Source organism: Bartonella capreoli, assembly GCF_902813205.1.
Classification (GTDB): Bacteria; Pseudomonadota; Alphaproteobacteria; order Rhizobiales; family Rhizobiaceae; genus Bartonella; species Bartonella schoenbuchensis.
The window spans coordinates 166,592-186,119 of the sequence record NZ_CADDZX010000003.1; the positions used below are offsets into that span (position 1 = coordinate 166,592).

Sequence of the window (19,528 nt, forward strand, 5' to 3'; positions counted from 1 at the left end):
ATGGCCGACATTGCTGTCGTGTTTCATTGGCCCCCATCAGAGATGATGGAAATGGAACCTCAAGAGCTCTGGTTTTGGCGCAATGAAGCCGCGGAAAGGTATAAGAAAAAATGAGTAAAACAGTTGCAGATGCTAAGGTGCGATTGACCCTTGAAGACAAGATAACCGCACCGATTAAACGTATTCAAAAACGTTTGACGGACTTATCAAATAAATTAAGAGTTCCTCGTCTTATGGCTGCAACACGCAAAATGACAGCAAGCTTAAAAGGGGTCAGCAATGCTCTTGGTACAGTAACCAAACGTGTTTCTATGTTATCAGGAGCATTGGGCCTTGCTGGTGGTGGTCTTGCTGCAAGCTTGACTGCAGTGACTATGAAAACCATGCATATGGGGGATAGTCTTCACCACGCATCACGCCATTTAGGTATGAGCGTTAAAGATCTTCAGTTATGGGGTGATGCAGCGGATAATTCAGGTTATTCTGCCGAGAAATTCCAACAATCCCTGGCTGTTTTAAACAGGCGTTCAGCACAAGCTTTAGCTGGACAAAAAAGGGGAATTATGGGGTTCCAAGCGCTTGGCATGTCTGTAAAAGATGCCTCTGGAAAGCTTAAATCAAACTCAGACCTGTTAGAAGAAATAACTGACAAGATGAGTAAGATAGACAATCAAGCACAAAGACAACATATTGCTGCCTTGCTTTTTGGTGGTGATGGTAAAGAAATGGCTGCCATGCTCTCGCAAGGTATGGAGCCCATCAAGGAGTTATTTGAAAAGGCAAAAAAGAGCGGTTGGCTTATGGGGGCTGATGTTGCTCACTATGCTGCAGATTTAAGTGATAAGCTCGGGGCCTTTAAGAAAAAACTGGGCGGTGTTGCCACTTTTATTGGGGCACGGTTCATGCCGGTAATCAATGATATGATTGATGCCTTTTCAAAGCTGATTGATGAAAATCGTGATCTCATTCAAACAACTGTCGCAAATTGGGCGAAAACCTTAAAGAAAGCTATACGGGATTTATGTGATCCTACTTCTGAATTAAGGCAAAATATCACAAATGTTACAGAAAGTATTAAAGGCTGGTTTAAATGGTTAGAACCACTCACTGGTGAAATAACTCTTTTTAAAATAGGTCTTGCAGCCCTTGTGGCCTTCATTGTGGGGCCACTGGTTTCAGCACTTGCTGTGGTTGGTGCAGCGTTTGTTACATTTGGTACAACTATTGTTACCCTTATTATGGGGCCACTTATAACAGCGATTTACACACTTACTACAGCCTTTTTTACATTTGGTGCGGCAATTATGACCACACCTGTTGGGTGGATTGCAGCAGCTATTATAGGGCTTATTGCAGCAGGAGTCGCACTTTATGTCTATTGGGATAACATCAAGAAAGTGCTTACTATAGCACTCAATAAGATTTGCGATGCCTTTGTTAAACTGGGTGATTTCATCATGAAGTATACGCTTATCGGTTATGTCATTAATGGCATTAAGAAGCTTGTTGCAACAGCTGTTTGGCTTTATGAAAATTGGGATGAGGTTATGGCCTCCTGTGGGCGGTTATGGGACTCTCTTGGGGAAACAATTAATCAATTTTTTGATTGGTTTTCTAATCTCAATTTATCTGAAGCCGGTTCCAATCTGATTATGGGCCTGTGGGATGGCATTAAAAGTAAATGGAATGCTATGGCACAATGGCTTTCTGGTGCGGTGCAAAAATTAATGGGTTGGATGCCTGATTTTGTCAAAGAAAAGTTAGGCTTCAACGTTACAGTAAGCAAAAGCACGACCGAGAGTTTAAAGAATTTCACACAAGAGACAACAACATACGCACAAAAGATTATTCATTCAACTGTTGTTCCAAACATCCCTCCTGAGCAACGTGATTACAGAAATGGAGAATATGTTAACGATGGAGGCAAACAACCTTCCGTAGTGGTATTTCAAGCGCCTGAACCGATTATGCCATATAAGGAACATAATAATAAGCCCACTAATATTGATGCATCTATTACGATTAGCGGTTTAAATATCAGTGGGGGCAGCGGTTCACCGCAGGATATTAGTGCTGCTATTAAAAAAGCTCTTGCAGATCAAGCTAGACAGCAACGTTTAGCAATTAACTCAAGTTTATCGGATTAAGCGTCATGATGTTAGCATTGGGGGATTTTATTTTTTCCGTTAATACAGCAGCCTATCAAGAACTTGAGATGACTTATGATGTTCCCTGGGTAGAACAAGGACGTCTGGGCAGTAAAGCAGCGTTTCAGTTGCCGGCCATTGCTAATGCCGAATATTCTTTATCAGGCGTGATTTATCCGAATTTCAAGGGTAGTTACGGTCAGTTGGATAGACTGCGGGGTATGGCTCATAGAGGTCCACATTTGCTGATCAGTGGAAAAGGCAAAATTTTCGGCAAATTTGTTATTCTTTCCGTAGATGAAAAACAGAGCTTTCTTCATAAAAACGGTGATCCACGCAAGCAAGAATTCACATTACAACTGAAAGAATATGGGGAAGATGGAGGCATTTGGTGAGTGATATTTACGTTACCAAAGATGGGGATATGGTTGATGCCATTTGCTGGAAACACTATCCAAAGGGTCAGCAAGCACTAGCTGTTGAGCGTGTTTATACAGTTAATGATGGACTTGCAAATCTTGGACCAATTTTAAAAGCGGGGGTTACAATTGTTTTGCCTTCCCTACCCTATCCTCAAGCAACACCTGTCATTAGGCTCTGGGGCAGCAAATAATGAAACCTTTCTGTAGGGTGATGTCTAATGGTGAGGATGTCACAAAAGCTTTAATGGATTATGTGTTATCCATTGAAATAACCGATGAAGCAGAAGACAAAAGTGACCGGATCACCATAGAGCTTGATGACCGTGCTCGCATCAGTGATAATGGTTTTTTAGAGATCCCTTTAATTGGCACAGTTCTTTCTATAACGCTTGGCTATGAAGATGGTAAAGCGCGTGACATGGGAACCTACCTGATTGATGAAATATCTGTCAGCAGTCCACCCCAAAGTTTAAGTGTGACAGGACGCGCGGCTTCTATGAATACGTCTTACCGAACTCCCAAAAGCCAGTCTTATCATCAGACAACATTGGGCAAGATTATTCAAGAAATAGCAACGCGCAATGGCTACATTCCCGAGGTTGATCCTTCTCTTGCAAAGATTGTCGTGCGTCACATTGATCAGACGGGTGAAAGCGACATGGCTTTTACAGCACGTCTTGCTGCAGAATATGACGCTGTAGCAAAACCTATGGATAGCAGACTTGTTCTGGCCAAACGTGGTGAAGGCAAGGCTACTACTGGAGAGATGCTACCTGTGGTCGCTATTCATGAAAGAATGTGTAGCTCTTGGGATTTTAAATACAGTGCACGTGATGAAACAGGTGAAGCACAGGGCTTAACACCAGGTGAAGGAGATGATCAAAAAGCAGCATCAGCAGCACAAAACCCAGAAGATATTGAAGAGTATGATGAAGGTGTTATTCATATGGATGAATCACCTTTGCGTTCATTAAAAACACTTAAAAAGCAAGACAAAGTTGAAAAGCAAGAGGACGAAAAAAAAGGAGGTGTGATAGCAACCTATCATGATTTACGCAGTGGTGAAAAGAAAGAGGTCAAAACCGGTCAGGCACCTTTTCATGAATTAAAATATACTTACCACAATCAATCAGAAGCTGTTGCTGCTATTGCCGCTTATCGTAATAAATCATCACGTGGTAAAGCTACCTTTTCGTGTGATATGGGCGGAGATCCGTTCATTCAATCTGAAATGAAGCTTATTCAAACACCACCTTTCCGTCCTTACATCCCCGAGCAATGGCGCATTAAAAGTGTCAAACATCGGTTGGATACACAAGGCGGTTATACAACAAGCATAGAGTGTGAGCTATTTGATGAAGCGCAAGAGAATACAGCGCAAAACGTCACAAACACTACACCCGATAAAGATGACACAATAGATGATAACGCCCCGCCTCATGCTTCTGATGAAGGTGAAGGTGTTATTCACATGGATAAGGAAGATATATGACAGATATTATAGAGAAATTACTCAATGGTGACTGTAAAGCGCGTACCCAAGGTTTGATTAAATCCTTAGCACAAGAGATCGGGTGTGAAGAAGCTGTAGTTTCTGCCATTATTTCTGTTGAGTCAAATGGTAAAGGTTTTGATGATGAAGGGCGTGTAAAAGTACTTTTTGAAAAACATCAGTTTTATAAGAATTTACCCCCTCATAAGCGTAAACAAGCTATTACAGAAGATCTTGCGAGACAGGAGTGGATCAGCCCTAAAGACGGGGGATATAAAGAACAAAAAACCAACACTCAAGCTTTAAAGTTACTCATTGCAGCTATAACCATTGATGAAGAAGCTGCCTTAAAATCTGCTTCTTATGGTGCTGGTCAAATTATGGGAAATAACTATGGTATCCTTGGTTGGAATAGTGTTCAAGATTTTGTCACCAGCATGTGTTCATGTGAAGACGAACAAATAAGAGCGATGTTTTCTTTTTTCAAAGTCCGTGGCCTTGCTTCAAGTTTACGAGACAAGGATTTTGACGCCATTGCACGTGTTTACAATGGAAGTGGTATGGTCAAAGAATATGGCCGACGCATGCGTAGTGCTTATTGTGCCCTCACAAAAAAAACAGCAGCAGTCAGTAATCCTATTCGTGCCACTGGTTTACGACTAGGGTGCAAAGGTTACCGTGTTGAAGCCCTGCAGAAACGTCTTAATGATCTTGGTTATCCCATTGCAATTGATAGTGATTATGGACCCAATACACGCAGTGCAATCTTTTCATTTCAAGCTGATCATAATTTAGAAGTTGATGGTGTTGTTGGCACCAAAACTCAAGAAGCGCTTGATGTAGCCACGCCAATGATTAGTCCCCGCCGCTCTGGTGTAAGCATGGCCGACTTAAGAAAGAATGGGGCAAATATTATTAAAGATGCAGATAAAACCCAAATGGTAGGTAAGGCTGTTGTTGCCGGTTCAACTCTCATGGGAGCAGAACAAATGGGAGTATTTGATAATCTCAAACTCTCAATAGGAAAAATGAGTGCTCTTGTCGAACCACTTGTTCATATTGGTAAAGCAATCTCGGATCATTGGTGGATGGGTGCTATTTTGGGTGGATTGGTTGTTATACTTATATCAGGTCGCGTCAAAAAAGCTTATCTAAACGCTTACAAGAAAGGCAGAGCTATCTAGGAAGTTAGTTTAAGCAAAAAGGAGAGCCGTGAGTGAAAAAATATTTGGTGATTGCAATAACAACATCCATCGCTTTCTTTATAGCTTTAGCAAAGGCCTTTCGTCTTGGAAAGAAAGTTGAAAAGCACAAACAAACTGAGGAATCTTTAAAGGCAGCTACAACAAGGTTAGAAATAGAAAATGAAATTAATAAAAAATGTGATGATGATATACGTGCTGCTCTCTCTAACTGGGTGCGCGACAAATAAATACCCTTCCTCTTGTCTGGGATGGTTGCCTATTTATTTGGATAAACAAGATCTCAATACAATCAGTCCAAACTTAGCACGAGACATTTTAAAGCATAATGAGCACGGTAAACAGTTATGTGAGTGGAAGCCTGTTAATAAACCTAAGTAACTTGTTAAACATACAATATAAAACTGAACCTCTCCCCATTTTACAGGGGAAAGGTATGGTTATATTTCTTTTAATTAAGCAGCCTTTGCAACAGGACTTTCTAAAACACGTCTCGCTTCTTCAATGAGAGCTTTATATTTTCTGTTTTCTTCATCTACTCTAAAGGCGTCAACAAGACGCACCTGAATGGGACCTAAAAGATACCAAGCCTTTTCACCAGGATTCATACCCTCCCAATAGCTTGGTAAATCAAATCGCGTATCATCAACAATAGATTGACTGTATAATTTTTTCTCACAATCAATAAAATATCGACGGGCTTGCTTACCTTTTTCATTACGTTCAACCATGGATAGCTCTTTCGCCATGTCTAAGGTGAGATGATATTCTTTTAATACCACATTTTTATGTTTCCCAATTTTGGGAAGCGTTACAATATAGTCTTTTCTTTCTTCAAATTCATATTGATTAATGCGGTTTGTAATCCAATCCGCAAACTTCTTACCTACTTCCAAAAAAGCATGTAAGTCGCGTGCATTGACTGTCTGAACAGTTTCCTGCCCAACAGTTTGTTTTGATATTGTTATGAGAGTGTTCATATTTTTTCCACCTACATGTAATTAGCGTTTTTGATTGACACCCTAATGGGCGCCGGGCGCTCAAAAACACGGCATGTAGTCCGTCGTTATGCTTTCCCCATGAGGGTATTGTATAGCATAACTACACCCGACGAGGTCACTATACGCTATATGCATATAGTGAGTCAAAGTCTTTAAAGTACACGGAAGACTGATTATTTCGGCAACCAATCCGCTACATGTTTTAAGGTGTTTTTGAAGCACCTGATTTGCATATATAAATACTTCCGTGATTTTGTCAAGTCGTCCTTGTTACAAATGTAGCCCACTGTTCTAAGAGATCATGTCGTTGTTCTAAAAAATCTGTTCGCATGTAAGCTTTTGTCACTGAACTACCAACTGAATGAGCAAGAACAGTTTCGGCAATCTCAAATGGTGTTGATGTTGTTTCTGCTATCCAGTCTCGCAAACTTGAACGAAAACCATGAGGGCGATACTTTAAGCCACAAGATGCCATATACTTTGACATGCTCACATCAGAAATCGGAGTGCCTTTAAGACCAGAAAATAGAAAACCATTTTTTTCAAAGAGGAGAGCTTTTTCAATGACTCTTAAAGCTTCACCACTTAGCGGTACACGAAAGTCTGAAACTTTTCCCACAATACCCTTCATATTTTCTTTTGGTATCGTCCATATATTTTTATCAATTTGCTCAAGACGCAAATATCGCGAGGGATACGACCGTACTCCAGTCAAAATCAATAATTTCAGTGCTAAATTTGAAAGGAGATCATCATTTAAGTTTTGATAAAAAGCCGGAACTTCCCGCCATGGCATAGCAGGAATATTTGTTGATATAGCGCGTGACTTTCCTAAAAGAGCGCGTGCTTTCATACAGGCCTGTAAATCAACATCCAAGCCAAGAGCAGCGGCATATTTTAAGCAAATATTGATACGATTAAGTGCTTTTTGCGCTGTATCTCCCTTTTTATGCCAAAGTGGAGCAAGAACATTGCGAATAATATTCGCTGTTAATTTTTCTATAGGAAGATTACCTATATGTGGAATAACGTGTAACTCTAGTGGAGAAAACCAACGACCATTTTTACCTTCATTTTTTAACTCAGCTTTTTTACTCTCAAAAGCTGCTTGAGCAATTTCTTGAAAAACATTACTTTGCTGCCTTAAAATGCTTTGTTCTCGAAACACAATAGGATCATTGCCATCTTTAAGAATATCGCTATAATGTTTAGCAAGCTCACGTGCTTCTTTTAAAGAAATTTTTGTAACAGAACCAAGCCCCATTTCACGGCGTTTATTGCGGTATGTATAACGAAAAAACCAAGCGCGTGTATTGTCTTTTCGAACATTCAACCACAAACCTGCTCCGTCACAATGCTTGCCCTGAGGAGATGTCTTTACAAAGGATGCTGATAACCTATGAATCGCCCTCACTTAACTCTCCTTTCTAGACCACCTTTAAGTCCACCTTTATTTTTTGATATTAGATTTTTTATTTAATCATTAATTTTCTTACTGCATCATAAAAAGCTATATATAGCAACACGTCTTTGCACTATTTTATGTGATTGGATTCTACTTGCTAAAGTATACTTCGCCCGCCGTCCGCACCATTAATTATATAAAATATTTTTCTATTCCAGTTTTATTGGAAGTGATAAAAAATCACTTTAAATCATCTTATATAAAGAATTATAGCGTTATCAAGCTGTACAGTAATTATAAAATTGTAAATAAAGAGTCCTGTTAAAGCATTTTTTATCATGCTTTTTTGGCAATTTACTAATAATGCTTCACTAAACAGTTAGGGCTGCCACTATGAACTGGATGCAATTGCCCTAAACACTTTTTAAAAGCAATTTTAAGTTCTACAGTTTGAACATCTTTTGTAGTTAATGAAATTTAAGATCTATATAGCTTTTCTAAGCAACTGATTTTACATATCTGAATTAAGCATAATAAATGCGTATCAGCCCTCTTCTTATTTTCTCTCTGATCTTCTTGAAGATTGCCCAATCTTTTGTATGAAAAAGCACCAAAATTTTTACAAATATATCATCAATTCTATAACCAAATAGATCAGAAAGCTTTACTATAAAACCCTTCCAACAAGCGCCTTATAATAAAAGAATCACAAACTATTTTACTTAAAAAATACTCTACTTTCATCTATCTCTATAGTATCGTCTGCTTTTATTGCGTAATTATCCTTATTGGAAAAAGTAATAAAACAGCCCTTTGTACACACGGTAATCATTTGGCCAGTATCTAGTGAAATACTTGAACGTGCACTTCCTTCAGCAATAATAAGCAACTGTATTGTTAAACCATTATTTTTTACAGTTGCTGCAAAAACTTTCATAGAAAAAACACTGAACAGTGTCACCGTAATAAAAATATAAAAATACTTTAGCACTCTAAAATCCCTTCTTCAAAAAAACGTTTATAAAGCATAAAGCGAAGAGCATTATTTACCTTAGAAGTAGAGGTGATATTAGGTACGTAAATAGCCAAGGTAAACGAAAAGTTTTGTTTATCAAATCCAGTAAAATTCACCTGCGGTGCAGGGTTTTTCAAAACCCCTTCCGTCGCAGAAGCAATCTCTAGCAATATTTGAACGACGTATTCTGGATCAACATTAGTTGCAACAGTCAAAGGTATATCAATTCGCCCCATTTTGCTACGACGCGTCCAATTATTTACGTTGTTATTGATGAGATTTGAGTTAGGAATAATGATTGTCTGGCGCTGAAATGTCTCAAGTTCAGTTGCACGCACACTAATACGTTTGACAATACCACGCACTGATCCTGATTCTACATAATCACCTAATTTAAATGGCCGCCCGATTAAAATAATAAGCCCAGATACAAAATTTTGGACAATATTTTGCAAACCAAAACCGATACCAAGTGAAAGCCCTCCAGCAACGAGCGCCAAACTACTAAGATTAAAACCTGCTGTTGACACTCCTAACAAGACCGACAAAGCGATACCCCCATAGCTTATGACCGTTTTGATAGAATTACGCACACCCAGATCGAATTCTCCGCGCTCCATTACTGTGCCGTCTAGCCAACAAATAAATAGACGAATAATGAACAAACAAACAAAGAAAACAACTATTCCCATGACAATAGAAATCAAAGAAATAGACATATTTCCAATCTGAAAACCTGTCATTAATTGCCAAAATAGTGCTCCTATTTCAGAATACGAAAATCCAAACTTCCCTATAATCGGTACTGTACAAAGCACAAACACAACCACATTAAGAAGAATACTAATAACAACTCCTAATTGATCCATCGTTTTTTCTTCGAAATGAAACCATTTCATCAAAGTGTGACCAATTCCTGTTTTGATAAATTCCCCTTTAGATGCGATAGCACGTGTACTTTGTATCCCCAAATACATCAAAATTAAAAATGCACTACTGGTCACAATCAGCTGCACGACAAACCGTGCCAAACCAATATAACCCAAAAAATCCATCACAATAAGAAATAATCCCAATACAAAGAGAGGAATACGTATATAAAGTGGCCAAGGTAGCGGTTTTATTTCTTCATTTTGAAAACGCTTACGCCTAAACTGCAAAGGTATAAACGCAATGATAAACAACAAAACTCCTACAAGAAAAACAGCAATAAAGCTTTTAGCAATTGTTAAAGAAAGAGATGCTGAAACCGCCCAATAAATACTATCAAAAACAGCATCAAGTGCTAAAACTCCACCTAACAAAGTAAGCAAAATTATCAGTTGATATGCTGGCGATGGTGCAATATTCAAAAGGCGGACAGGTGCCATTTTTGGTGATAAAAGAGAAACTGCTATACGATTTATCAAAAAGACCATAATAATCTGGTGCCCAATTGTATGAAATACTTCTGTAAGCTTCCCCAAAGTCAAACTGAAATGGTGCAATAGGAAAAATGTCAAATAAATGCAAAAAACACATACAAATGAAGGCAAAAGAATTGAAATAAAAGCAACCAATAAACGCTGTAGATAAGGGACTTCGTCATTACCTGTGATAACACGGGAGCTTACGTGCACAATACTTTTGTGCGAAAAATAAGAAAGACCTAAAGCAACAATCAGTGGAATAAAAAAGGTAGAAAGTAATTGTAATGGTTTGAAATGATACACAAATTTCCACCAAGAGTTAAACAACGAAATAAAATCAAACGAAGCCTCTTTGGTTTTTGTAATAATATCTTCAAGCATTGACATTGAAAATTCAAATTTGTACGTAAGGGTGCGCGTAAACAATGCTCGAGATTGAGAAATAGCACGTTCCGTCATCTTATTTGCAGTCAAAAATATCTCTTCAAACTGACATACTATACTATTAATTTTAGCCTTTTGCTCTATCAGACTAGAGCGTTCTTTATTTTGGCTTTCTAAGTCTGTTTGACCATCTTGTAGCTCAGCCGACTGGCTAAGAAATATATTAATGTTATTAAGAGGAGCGCGTAAAACAAATGCAGCTTCTAAAGCACGCTTACTTATATCTTGTGCCTGCAACCGCCATTCTTTTAAAATGTGCTCATCTTCTGATTCACTTTCAAAGTTTTTTTGTAAAGACTCAATATCTTGCTTAAGAGTCTCAAGAATTGGCTGTTGTTGTTGAACAATTTCTTCAACCAATTGTGAAGTTATTGATTGTCCAATTTCTGTAGTCGGAGGTGCTAAATTTCCCCATGAAAAAGCGCTAAATAAAACACTAATCGTGATGATTGAGAAAAAAACATATAATTTTTTTTTAAAGAATAAATACATATCCGCCCTAAAAATAAGTAAAAAGAGTAATTCCTTTTTAAATATGGCATAAGATAATATTTCCAACTCTCATAAGAACAATCCCATAAAACCCTCCCCTCACCCAATAATGCTGATAAAGGAGACTAAATAGACCAAAAATTAATAAGACAAAAAATAATTTAGCATGTTTTTTGCTCTTATATTGCAAAAAATTTTCTCTTTTGTACAATTTGTTTTTTGTGCAACATTGAGCAATGTAGCTGATTAATAGCTTAGAAATGCATATGCACTTGATCAGAGTACAACATACTGATAAGGTAACCAATATTATGATTTTACCTAGAAAATAAATACAATCAACTGAATTTCACAATGATTACAAACAAAAATGTATAACAGCTTATACCCATTATGATTGACCTGTTGCAACTTTCTAAACAGGCATTGAATATATTTAAATCCTATAATTATTGCTCATATAAGGTGTTATAGTCTTCAAAAATAATATTTTTTAAATTAACATGCTCTTTCCGTTGCTTGAGCTGCAAAATTATCATTTTCATTTTACTTTGCGCGCTTAACTTCAATAACTCTTACAGTGTTCTATTAGTTGGAATATATCATGCGTACACCTGGCTGGTTAATTACTCTCTATTGCCTTATCCTTTTAAGCGGCATTTACGTTGCATTACCTAATTTATTCTCACAAGAACAAATTAAAAACTCTAAATTCCTGCCTAACACCCACGTGACGCTTGGACTTGATCTTCAAGGAGGATCTTCTCTCTTACTGGAAGTTGATGTAAAAACATTAAAGCGTGATCAGTTACGCACAATTTTAGATAATGTACGCACAAAACTGCGTGAACAAAAAATCCGTACATCAAATATTCGTATCATTGAAGATGACATTATTATTGTTATTTCCGATCCTACACAAAATCAAAAAACCGTTACTGCTTTAGAAACATTGATCATGCCGATACAAAATAGCTTTGGTACTACAACCAATGATATCGCTATTAGCACTCAAAATGAGAATATCCGTGTAACATTAACTGAATCTGGTATTAAGGATCGTATTAAAAACACTGTCGAACAAAGTTTAGAAATCATTCGCCGGCGTATTGATCAAATAGGTGTAGCTGAACCAGCCATTCAAAAAGTAGGAACTAATCGTATTATGGTTCAATTGCCTGGTCTCCAAGATCCAAAACAATTACGTGATCTTCTAGGAACAACCGCAAAAATGACCTTCCATCTTGTTCCTTCCAATGTGGATGTAAACACTCCGCCTATAGGTGTTTCAATTCTTCCTGGATATACTGATGAAAATCAACATTATGCAATTTATGACCAAATTGCTTTGGATGGAAATGTACTAAAAGATGCACGTGCAGGTTTTGACCCGCAAATGCCAGGGCGTGCTATTATTTCATTCACCATGAATTCAATTGGTTCTAAAATATTTGCGGAAATAACACGTAAAAACATTAACCGTCCCTTTGCAATTGTTCTTGATAACAAAGTTTTGACCGCTCCTATCATTAATGGCGTTATCCCTAATGGACAGGGTCAAATCACAGGAAATTTTGATATAAAAGAAGCATCAACCCTTGCTGCTTTACTGCGAGCCGGCTCTTTGCCCGCACCATTAATTGTTATTGAAGAAAGAACTGTAGGCCCAGATCTTGGTGCAGACGCTATTAAAATGGGACTTTATACAGGAATTATAGGCTTTGTTCTTGTCGCCATTTTCATGTTTCTTCTATATGGTATTTGGGGCATTATCACCGACATAGCGCTAGCACTACATACTATTTTAACACTTGCAGCATTAAGTCTTCTCGGTGCTACACTCACACTACCAGGTATTGCTGGTATTATTTTGGGTATTGGTATTGCGGTCGATGCCAACATTTTGATTAATGAACGTATTCGAGAAGAAAGTCGAAAAGGTGTCAGTGCCTTTGCTGCCTTAGATCGTGGATTTAAACAAGCTTTTGCAACCATTGTTGATGCCAATGTTACGGCTATTATTGCAACCATTTTACTTTTTTGGTTCGGTAACGGCCCTGTTCGCGGTTTTGCAATCACAATGTTACTTGGAATTATTATTTCCATGTTCACTGATATCACCATAGTGCGTATCATTATGGTTTGGGTTGTCCGTAAGTGGAAAATAAAGACGTTGCGTATTCAACCCTTCTTTGACTGTACCTTATACAATACAACTTTTCACTTTATGAGAGCCCGTTTTATAGGTATTGGTATTTCAATTATTTTATCACTTGCTTCAATTTTTTTGTTCTTTAAACCTGGTTTGAATTTCGGTATCGATTTTATTGGTGGCAGCCAAATGAGTATAACAACAAAGGCGCCAGCAAATTTGGCTACCCTGCGCTCAACGCTTTCCGCCCTTAATATTGGTGAAGTAAAATTACAAAATATTGACAATGCACACACAGTTTTAATTCGTATTCAGAAACAAAACGGCGATGAAATACAACAAACCGTTGCTATGGATAAGGTTAAGGCAGCCATACAGAACATCTACCCAGATACTATATTTGATCAAATAGAAATTGTTGGCCCTAAGATTTCAGAGGAATTTGTCACAGCTAGTGTTATTGCTGTTATATTAGCAGCAATTGCTATGTCGCTCTACATTTGGTGGCGTTTTGAATGGTTTTTTGCGGTCGGAGCAATTGTCACATTTATTCTTGATATCGCAAAAATGATTGGTCTTTTTGCTTTGTTTCAATTTGATTTTAATTTGACCGCTATTGCTGCCCTTTTAACGATTGTTGGCTACTCGATTAACGATAAAGTAGTTGTTTATGACCGCATGCGTGAAAATATGCGTCTTTATAAAAAAATGCCTATGTATCAGTTAATAGACCTCTCGATTAATCAAGTTTTTACACGCTGTGTCTTCACATCCACCACTACAATATTAGCTATGTTGCCTATGGCATTATGGGGTGGAAGTGCTGTTTATAATTTTGCATTGCCTATGGTCTTTGGTATCATTATCGCCACATTATCTTCTATCTTTATTGCAGCACCTATTCTATTATTGTTAAGCAATTGGGGTATAAGCAAAATAAAAGAGAAGCCATAAATAATAAAACCTAATAAGCCACAAAATTGGCACATCAATTCATGTGACGTGCCATTTCTCTCTTTCTATAAAAATATAATCGTTTTAAACAACCAAAAAAACTTAAGAAATTATACTCTATGATATGTACCAGTTACAATTATTGTTATTGGATTCATGTTGAGCATTTCTTTTTTGAAATAATTGCTTATCATTTACGTATTTCATTACTGGCGAGATATTTGTTTTCTAAGGGTTACTATTACATAACCAAATACAAGCAGTTCTAAAATAGAACTCCATCTCTTATCAATCAACTCATTGAAAGATTTGTTATTTTTTGATATTTGGTGTTGAAGTGCATTTTTATTAAAGCTTGTATCTATTAAAGCCATTGCAACTTCTGTTATCATTATACAGATGGCGTTTGCTATTTTTTAGGGTTATGTTCCTAGCTGGACTATGATTGTAGTTTTAGCGAGTGATTTAGTATTCAGTTTAGCTTTATTCAAAGTAAATACCATAAATCCAATACTCTAAAAACACCAATTTATAAACACAAAAAGGACGTATTGCTATTGTGTGATAATCATTGAAAATTTAATCATGACCTTAACACTAAACCCTAGACCTTCAAGAGCAAACATCTTAAGGATAAGGAATAAAAGAGAATTAATTGATCTCTTTACATAGTGGTTGATTTAAAATTCGGAGCATTATTAGTCTAACCCCTTTAAACATCAGTGTGCAGCAAAAATGTTTTTTCTATTCCCTCTTTCATCTCTGCAAACATATTATTTAATCTAGTAAAGAGAGAACCTGATAACTTTTTACTGCTTCTATAAACATAATTAATGATCATGTTAAGCAAACTTTATTATTACTTTTTTCATTATGAAATTTACCGCTATTCTAAAAAATAATTTTTACTATCTCAGATAATTTTGCTCATATTAGAAAATTCTTTATCCTCGCAAAATTAAATTCAAACTTAGAACCTCTTGAATAATTGCCTCTATGATTTGATCTTTACAGAAACAGCTCTTTCTATTGTGCTTAAATCTTTCCGTTTTCATTAACCTTGGCAAAATTAAAAATATTTAGAGAAATTTTCACGCAAATTGATGAAATATGCGAATAATTCTTAATATTAATGAAAATTCTAGCCTAGAGTCCCTATTCACTATTTAAAAAATCAGTTATGTTATAATGAGTGATTACAACTGTATTAGCAAATAGATTTGCGCTTGTCCTTAACAAATAAAAGTAAGCCTTTGATTTTAGGTGAAGAATAAAATATTTTTGCCAATAGAACAATTGCAGATAAAATCGAAACAATTAGCAGAAAATACCATAAAACAAGAAATTATTGATGTAACTAATATTTAGAAATATACAAAAAGATGTTATCGTACTATTGAAGTAGGATAGTGCATAACCAATATACCCAACCTTAAAGTTTATACACTACTTAAAACAAAAACAGCCTATTTTATTAATTGATGTGTAGCTATTGTAATGATAATGACAAAAAAGCGCTTGAGATTATGGAGAATGTAGCAAAACAATGATTTGCAATCTAAGATGAATAATCACGAATTATGTGCACAAAAGTCATGAATAAAAACCCGGAAATGGATAAAAAAGTGTGAAATTAAAAAAATTTATATGGCCATTTATCGGCATTCTAACAATGCTGATATCGATCCGTATTCTTTATATAAAGCTATCAACTATTTTTCTAATTGATGTACTGGATCGTTTAGCTGATTTAAAGGTACATCAGTGGTTACTGGCCTGTTTTTGTTCACTCATCGCTTATGCAGCTCTTGCTGGATATGACCGAATTGCTTTGCAACATCTTGGTCGTAAAATTTCTTGGATATTTATTGCCATCTGTTCATTTACCACTTATGCGCTTTCACACAATATCGGTGCTTCAGTTTTTTCTGGTGCTGTTGTACGCTACCGTGCTTATAAAATGAAAGGATTAAGTGGAACAGAAGTTGCAATATTAGTTGGCTTTTGCTCCTTTACTTTTGTAATTGGCACAATCTTGCTTTCTGGCATCGTTTTAATTCTGCAGCCTGAAATCATAACGCTTATTTACGAAGATCTTCCCGTATGGCTTGGCACAATAATTGGCGTAATTTTACTCGCCTTTATAGCGCTATACACTTTCGGCAGTTGGTTTCAGTTAAAACCTTTATACATCAGCAAAAAAATTCAACTTTCTTATCCACGGCTTAAAATTGTCATCCAACAGCTTCTGATTAGCCCATTAGAACTTTTAGGAGCAGCGGGAATTATATATGCCGTACTGCCACACAATACTGATATTTGTTTTATCTCTGTACTCGGCGTTTTCCTAGCGTCTTTTACCATTACCCTGCTCTCTAATGCCCCTGCAGGAGGCGTAGGTGTACTTGAAGCTTTATTCATAGCAGGTATGCCTCAAATAGATCCTGCTAATGTTATTGCAGCACTTATTGTATTTAGAATGCTCTATTTGATTATACCGCTTATCATTTCACTATTCTTTGTAGCAATTTTTGAGATTCACCAATATCGAAAACGAACACAGCATACCTAACCTGAAAAAAATAAACTCACTTTACTTTTTTTGCGTCCAAACAAATAATAAGAATTGTGCTAATTTTAACTAACACTGAAATCCATAATTTACTCGATTTTCCTATAAATGCACAACATAAACGATATACTAAAATAAACGTATATTTTTCACGGTTATAGATAACAATTTTAATTTAAATAATATTTATAACCTTATAACAATGTACTGATCAGTAATTATTCTTAACATAAATATACAAAAATTCACGGAATAGATATTACTTTTTTAACATAAATCTTCTTAATACTTCTATACTTTTATATATTCATAAATTTGTATAAACCTATTAAAAACAATAATAAAAAAATTGGCTATTCTTTTTATTTTCTAAATCATACTTCTTTTGCTACAAAATTAAGGGGAGAGATGAGTACTTTAGAAATATTTCGACGGTCCATTTCAATCACTTTAAAACACAAACCTTCAGTTTCAAAACTTTCATCTTTATTTGGTAAATGACCAAAATGCCAAAGCATAAATCCTGCAAGCGTAGTATAACGGTCTGCCTCATCAACAAAATCACGCTCAAGATAACTACTTAAATGGCGAATATCCGCACACCCCTCAACAAGAAAACTTCCATCTTCAAGTCGTTCCACCACAACAGGTTCTTCATCATCATCAGGAAAATCACCAGCAATCGCCTCAAGGATATCCGTCTGTGTTGCAATACCTTCAAAAGATCCATGCTCATCCACAATAATCGCAAGCTGGATCGAAGAATGGCGTAATTGCTCCATCAATCGTAAAACACTCGTATTTTCATGAACAACAAGTGGTTCACGCATAGCTCTTTGCCAATTAATCTTTTGATCTTCAGCCCAATTTAAAAGCAGATCTTTAGTTAAAGCAACGCCAACAAATTCATCTACTTTTTCGCGCGCAAGAATTAAACGACTATGTTTAACTTTTTGCAATTCTTCACGCATCTCACTCTCATTGCCGTTCAAGTCCAACCATTCAATCTCATTACGGGGTGACATAATAGAGCGCACAGGACGATCAGCTAAATCTAGAACACCACGTATCATTTCTTTTTCTTCTGGTCGAAAAAGCTCAGAAATAGCCGCTTGTTCAACAATGACATCTACAGTCTCACTCAGATTACCGTCTTTTTTTCCACCCCCTAAAAGTCTTAACACAGCATCGGCTGTCCGCTCACGCAAATCATTTGTTGTAACCATCTTTTCACGATTACGACGTCCAATTTGATTCAAAACCTCAATAAGAACTGAAAAACCTATAGCTGCATATAAATAACCTTTTGGAATATGAAAACCCAATCCTTCAACAATGAGAGTAAAGCCAATCATCATCAAAAAACCAAGACAAAGAATGACAACAGTAGGATAACGACTAATCAAACGCATAATGGTGCCAGATCCCCACATCATTACACCCATCGCAACGACAACCGCTATGTACATAACCACTGCCTGATCTCTGGCAATCATACCTGTTGCAGTAATAATACTATCAAGAGAAAACACTGCATCAAGTACAACAATTTGAACAATCACTTGCCAAAAAACAGCATAAATAACACCAGTTTTCCTTTCATGTGCTGCCCCCTCCAATCTTTCATGTAACTCCAGCGTTCCTTTTGCTAACAAAAAAGCTCCACCACTAATCAAAATGAGGCTGTGCCAACTAAAACCGAAGGATGCAATAGAAAAAATTACTTTATCAAGACTCATTACCCAGCCAATAACCATGAGAAGACAAAGCCGCATAATTAATGCTAAAGTTAAACCTACCAAACGTGCACGATTACGCAAATGTAATGGCAATTTTTCTGCTAAGATTGCGATGAAAACAAGGTTATCTATTCCTAAAACAATTTCGAGGAAAATCAACGTAACCAAACCAAACCACACATGGGGATCAATGACCCATTCCATCATAGTTCATCCTTTGAAAATGTTGTAAAAAATTTAAATGCGCATTGTTGATGAAATAAATTCATAAGCTTTCATTCGCACAACTGATCGATAACATTGAATGCAAATAAATTGCACCCAAAAGCAGGAAGCCACAAGGCATTATTTAAACTCATATGATTGTTGATAAGATTCATACCATGAAAGAAAAGCTTACATCGCTTGATATTATAAAAAAATTCTTCTGAACTTTGTTCGGGCATTACGCTCGACAATCCTTTGGCACCGTTCTGCATACATAATTAGAACATTTATTAGTAGAACTATCTTATAATGGATATTTTTGTACAAGATCAAGAAAAAATACTATATAAAGTTTATATGCCTTACTGGTTTAGCTACAGATTTTATTTATCTTACAAAAAACAATGAGAGCATCTAGACATCTTCCTCTAGGAACGTTATAGAACCCCTCATTCTCTTTTTTGGAAGAACCCTGGGTGATTAGCTCAGTCGGTAGAGCAGCTGACTCTTAATCAGCGGGTCGTGGGTTCGATTCCCTCATCACCCACCAGCTCCTTTTTACCCCTGTAACCCATTGATTCTATTGGTATTTTTTTAAGGTTGGGGATGAAAAAATCAGGTTAGGGAATAGGATTTTGCAATTTGTCTTTCCAAACTGCATTAAGATCATGCTGATTTATTGTTAATAGGTCTCCACCCACAAGAACGTTTTCCGTTCTGATTATGCTTTAAAATGTTTCGTGCTAAGTTTGAACTGATTGCATTGTAATCTTGCCTATCCAAATATATTGGCATCCATCCAACACAAGAAGTGTATTCATTTCTTACACACCCACTCAGAAAGATCAGAGCGCACATCAACATCACTTCTTTTT

At 36.6% G+C, this 19,528-nt stretch carries 15 protein-coding genes and 1 tRNA gene; 10 read left to right on the forward strand and 6 right to left on the reverse strand.

Annotated elements, in window-relative coordinates:
* From J7R05_RS09625 to J7R05_RS04335, 7 genes are read left to right on the forward strand one after another with little or no spacing between them, the layout of a single operon-like run.
* Positions 1 to 114 carry a GpE family phage tail protein gene (locus J7R05_RS09625; protein WP_078690075.1) on the forward strand — a complete coding sequence of 38 codons (114 nt, stop codon included), beginning with the start codon at positions 1 to 3 and terminating at the stop codon, positions 112 to 114.
* Complete coding sequence (locus J7R05_RS04310) at positions 111 to 2,147, forward strand: phage tail tape measure protein (protein WP_208541319.1); 2,037 nt, start codon at positions 111 to 113, stop codon at positions 2,145 to 2,147. Before J7R05_RS09625 ends, J7R05_RS04310 begins: the two co-directional genes overlap by 4 nt.
* A 5-nt stretch (positions 2,148 to 2,152) precedes the next feature.
* A complete protein-coding gene (locus J7R05_RS04315; protein ID WP_208541320.1) occupies positions 2,153 to 2,542 on the forward strand; it encodes a phage tail protein in 390 nt (129 codons plus the stop codon).
* Entirely contained in the window at positions 2,539 to 2,760 is a 222-nt protein-coding gene (locus tag J7R05_RS04320; RefSeq protein ID WP_208541321.1) for a tail protein X, read from the forward strand. Before J7R05_RS04315 ends, J7R05_RS04320 begins: the two co-directional genes overlap by 4 nt.
* Positions 2,760 to 4,061, forward strand: a complete 1,302-nt coding sequence (locus J7R05_RS04325; protein WP_208541322.1) for a contractile injection system protein, VgrG/Pvc8 family — start codon at positions 2,760 to 2,762, stop codon at positions 4,059 to 4,061. The genes J7R05_RS04320 and J7R05_RS04325 overlap by 1 nt, the downstream gene beginning before the upstream one ends.
* Positions 4,058 to 5,245 (forward strand): N-acetylmuramidase domain-containing protein, encoded by a 1,188-nt coding sequence (locus tag J7R05_RS04330; RefSeq protein WP_208541323.1) that lies wholly within the window; start codon positions 4,058 to 4,060, stop codon positions 5,243 to 5,245. The genes J7R05_RS04325 and J7R05_RS04330 overlap by 4 nt, the downstream gene beginning before the upstream one ends.
* 32 nt (positions 5,246 to 5,277) lie before the next feature.
* Entirely contained in the window at positions 5,278 to 5,493 is a 216-nt protein-coding gene (locus J7R05_RS04335) for a hypothetical protein (protein WP_208541324.1), read from the forward strand.
* Positions 5,494 to 5,718: 225 nt separating this feature from the next.
* Here the strand turns inward: J7R05_RS04335 and J7R05_RS04340 are convergent, their stop codons facing one another.
* From J7R05_RS04340 to J7R05_RS04355, 4 genes are all read right to left on the reverse strand, one after another.
* The gene (locus tag J7R05_RS04340; RefSeq protein ID WP_208541325.1) at positions 5,719 to 6,243 is read right to left on the reverse strand and encodes an antA/AntB antirepressor family protein; all 525 of its coding nucleotides are present in this window, start codon (positions 6,241 to 6,243) and stop codon (positions 5,719 to 5,721) included.
* Between the two features lie 277 nt (positions 6,244 to 6,520).
* Positions 6,521 to 7,678 carry a tyrosine-type recombinase/integrase gene (locus J7R05_RS04345; RefSeq protein WP_208541326.1) on the reverse strand — a complete coding sequence of 386 codons (1,158 nt, stop codon included), beginning with the start codon at positions 7,676 to 7,678 and terminating at the stop codon, positions 6,521 to 6,523.
* Positions 7,679 to 8,387: 709 nt separating this feature from the next.
* The gene (locus J7R05_RS04350) at positions 8,388 to 8,660 is read right to left on the reverse strand and encodes a hypothetical protein (protein WP_208541327.1); all 273 of its coding nucleotides are present in this window, start codon (positions 8,658 to 8,660) and stop codon (positions 8,388 to 8,390) included.
* Positions 8,654 to 11,029, reverse strand: a complete 2,376-nt coding sequence (locus tag J7R05_RS04355) for a mechanosensitive ion channel family protein (RefSeq protein ID WP_208541328.1) — start codon at positions 11,027 to 11,029, stop codon at positions 8,654 to 8,656. The genes J7R05_RS04350 and J7R05_RS04355 overlap by 7 nt, the downstream gene beginning before the upstream one ends.
* A gap of 604 nt (positions 11,030 to 11,633) precedes the next feature.
* Between J7R05_RS04355 and secD the strand changes: the two genes are divergently transcribed.
* The gene (secD, locus tag J7R05_RS04360; RefSeq protein ID WP_208541329.1) at positions 11,634 to 14,135 is read left to right on the forward strand and encodes a protein translocase subunit SecD; all 2,502 of its coding nucleotides are present in this window, start codon (positions 11,634 to 11,636) and stop codon (positions 14,133 to 14,135) included.
* Positions 14,136 to 14,341: 206 nt separating this feature from the next.
* On the opposite strand, the gene J7R05_RS04365 is transcribed toward secD, so the two are convergent.
* Positions 14,342 to 14,527: a hypothetical protein gene (locus J7R05_RS04365; RefSeq protein WP_208541330.1), complete on the reverse strand. Its 186-nt coding sequence runs from the start codon at positions 14,525 to 14,527 to the stop codon at positions 14,342 to 14,344.
* Positions 14,528 to 15,762: 1,235 nt separating this feature from the next.
* On the opposite strand from J7R05_RS04365, the gene J7R05_RS04370 reads away from it, so the two are divergent.
* On the forward strand, positions 15,763 to 16,707 hold the full coding sequence (locus J7R05_RS04370; protein ID WP_208541331.1) for a lysylphosphatidylglycerol synthase transmembrane domain-containing protein: 945 nt from the start codon (positions 15,763 to 15,765) through the stop codon (positions 16,705 to 16,707).
* Between the two features lie 374 nt (positions 16,708 to 17,081).
* On the opposite strand, the gene J7R05_RS04375 is transcribed toward J7R05_RS04370, so the two are convergent.
* The gene (locus J7R05_RS04375) at positions 17,082 to 18,653 is read right to left on the reverse strand and encodes a TerC family protein (RefSeq protein ID WP_208541332.1); all 1,572 of its coding nucleotides are present in this window, start codon (positions 18,651 to 18,653) and stop codon (positions 17,082 to 17,084) included.
* Between the two features lie 474 nt (positions 18,654 to 19,127).
* Here J7R05_RS04375 and J7R05_RS04380 point away from each other — a divergent pair.
* Positions 19,128 to 19,203, forward strand: a tRNA-Lys gene (locus J7R05_RS04380).
* The last annotated feature ends 325 nt before the right edge of the window (positions 19,204 to 19,528 follow it).

What these genes read in the sequence shown, in the direction of transcription:
- J7R05_RS09625 (WP_078690075.1), top strand. Translation starts at nt 1, where the DNA reads ATGGCCGACATTGCTGTCGTGTTTCATTGGCCCCCATCAGAGATGATG.
- J7R05_RS04310 (WP_208541319.1), top strand. Translation starts at nt 111, where the DNA reads ATGAGTAAAACAGTTGCAGATGCTAAGGTGCGATTGACCCTTGAAGAC.
- J7R05_RS04315 (WP_208541320.1), top strand. Translation starts at nt 2,153, where the DNA reads ATGATGTTAGCATTGGGGGATTTTATTTTTTCCGTTAATACAGCAGCC.
- J7R05_RS04325 (WP_208541322.1), top strand. Translation starts at nt 2,760, where the DNA reads ATGAAACCTTTCTGTAGGGTGATGTCTAATGGTGAGGATGTCACAAAA.
- J7R05_RS04330 (WP_208541323.1), top strand. Translation starts at nt 4,058, where the DNA reads ATGACAGATATTATAGAGAAATTACTCAATGGTGACTGTAAAGCGCGT.
- J7R05_RS04340 (WP_208541325.1), bottom strand. Translation starts at nt 6,243, where the DNA reads ATGAACACTCTCATAACAATATCAAAACAAACTGTTGGGCAGGAAACT.
- J7R05_RS04355 (WP_208541328.1), bottom strand. Translation starts at nt 11,029, where the DNA reads ATGTATTTATTCTTTAAAAAAAAATTATATGTTTTTTTCTCAATCATC.
- secD (WP_208541329.1), top strand. Translation starts at nt 11,634, where the DNA reads ATGCGTACACCTGGCTGGTTAATTACTCTCTATTGCCTTATCCTTTTA.
- J7R05_RS04365 (WP_208541330.1), bottom strand. Translation starts at nt 14,527, where the DNA reads ATGATAACAGAAGTTGCAATGGCTTTAATAGATACAAGCTTTAATAAA.
- J7R05_RS04375 (WP_208541332.1), bottom strand. Translation starts at nt 18,653, where the DNA reads ATGATGGAATGGGTCATTGATCCCCATGTGTGGTTTGGTTTGGTTACG.